Origin of the sequence: Undibacterium hunanense (genome assembly GCF_014284335.1) — a bacterium.
Lineage (GTDB): Bacteria > Pseudomonadota > Gammaproteobacteria > Burkholderiales > Burkholderiaceae_D > Undibacterium > Undibacterium hunanense.
In genome coordinates this window covers 1-689 of the sequence record NZ_JACOGF010000041.1, presented here as the reverse complement: position 1 = coordinate 689, position 689 = coordinate 1, and the positions used below count along the sequence as shown (strand labels likewise).

General features: G+C 55.7%; 1 protein-coding gene. It reads right to left on the bottom strand.

Annotated elements, in window-relative coordinates; genetic code table 11:
• Nucleotides 1-130: 130 nt before the first annotated feature.
• Nucleotides 131-529 (bottom strand): DNA-packaging protein FI, encoded by a 399-nt coding sequence (locus H8L32_RS27220; RefSeq protein WP_000158919.1) that lies wholly within the window; start codon nucleotides 527-529, stop codon nucleotides 131-133.
• Between the last annotated feature and the right edge of the window lie 160 nt (nucleotides 530-689).

The following is a 689-nucleotide window of genomic DNA, read 5'->3' as shown; positions in this document are numbered from 1 at the left end:
CGTATCACCGCACCTGACTGCTCACCGGATGTAATGGTGGCTGACGTTCCCATGTACCCGCGTATCGTTTCATCGGCGCGGGCAATGGCAGCATCGAACAGGTTATCGAAATCAGCCACAGCGCCTCCCGTTATTGCATTCTGGCCAGGCCGCGCTCTGTCATTTCGGCTGCCACACCGGCAGAGACACGAAACGCCGTTCCCGGCAGCACAAATGCCACAGGTTCATCCCGCGTGGCGTGAAGTGCATCAGTATGCAGCTTCACCAGTGCCACGACCGTGACCAGTTCAGACGTATCCAGAATCACGGTATCCGGCTGCGCTGATCCCACCTCATTTTCATGTCCGGTCAGCACATTTTCCCGGCTGAGAGGGGTGTCCTGACCGGCAGTTTCATCCGTGTCATCAAGCTCCTCTTTCAGCTCTGCCACACGGAGCGCCAGTTCTTCTTTCGTCCCCGTCAGGCTGACATCACGGTTCAGTTGTTCACCCAGCGAGCGGAGACGGGCAATCAGTTCATCTTTCGTCATGGACTCCTCCACAGAGAAACAATGGCCCCGAAGGGCCATGATTACGCCAGTTGTACGGACACGAACTCATCAGCTGTCATCAAGCTCCTCTTTCAGTTGTACGGACACGAACTCATCAGTCATCAAGCTCCTCTTTCAGTTGTACGGACACGAACTCATC

Coding starts and splice junctions, on each gene's coding strand:
- H8L32_RS27220 (WP_000158919.1), bottom strand. CDS start 529: ATGACGAAAGATGAACTGATTGCCCGTCTCCGCTCGCTGGGTGAACAA.